Genomic DNA, 751 nt, shown 5'->3' on the forward strand with positions numbered 1-751 from the left:
TGAAACTGGATGCGGCGCTGTCGCTTTGCTGCCTGCGTTGGAAATAGGCGTCAAGTTCACCCTTATTGGTTATGCGCGGTTCCGCCCGTTGGACAGCGGGAGCAGTAAACAAAGCCAATGATGAGTCAAAGGCCGCTTGTCCTAATGTGTTTTGTCCGGCTGCGGTATCGGGGGATTGGCCGTTATAGGTCTGGTCGTTCACCGAATGGTAAGAACTTCCCTTTATTGGTCGGGCAAGTGCCTGCGAGCAGACATCGAGCACGGATAGTTCCTCGCCGTATGTCAGCTTGGTCGTCGAGCCGGCCTGTGGCTTCCCGAAGACAAGGTTCTGTCCGTCGTAGTAGAGCCATTCCTGATATTGGCGGGCAAGCCGTTGTATGAATCTGAAGTTGGTTTCCTCGTACTGGCATTCGTATTCCAGCTTCGATTTCGTTTCCGGATTGACAAGAGCTTGCACTCCCGCCTTGTCTGTAAGTTCCTTAACGATGTCAGACAAGGATTTGTTGCACCATGAGGCACAAGTGTGGTCTGACTCCAATAGGAATGTTGACGAATATCCCGTCACTTTTATATTTCCGTGTGTTCCACCGGAACGATGAAGTCCCACCATGGTGGCCACGCCGACAAAAATAGTGCCGCCGAAGTCCATGATTACTTTTTTCCCAACCCAGTCTTTTGACGCCTCCGGGATTTCCACACCATAGGCTTCTATGGCTTGGATATCCAGCGTTATCTCAAAGTAGTGATGCTC

The 751-nt window shown here is 51.3% G+C and carries 1 protein-coding gene; it reads right to left on the reverse strand.

The genetic code is table 11. The annotated features are described in order from the left end of the window. On the reverse strand, positions 1–751 hold a 751-nt coding region (locus tag HMPREF0673_RS11690), incomplete at both ends, for a contractile injection system protein, VgrG/Pvc8 family (protein WP_007902735.1).

The sequence above is a fragment of the Leyella stercorea DSM 18206 genome, assembly GCF_000235885.1.
Classification (GTDB): Bacteria; Bacteroidota; Bacteroidia; order Bacteroidales; family Bacteroidaceae; genus Prevotella; species Prevotella stercorea.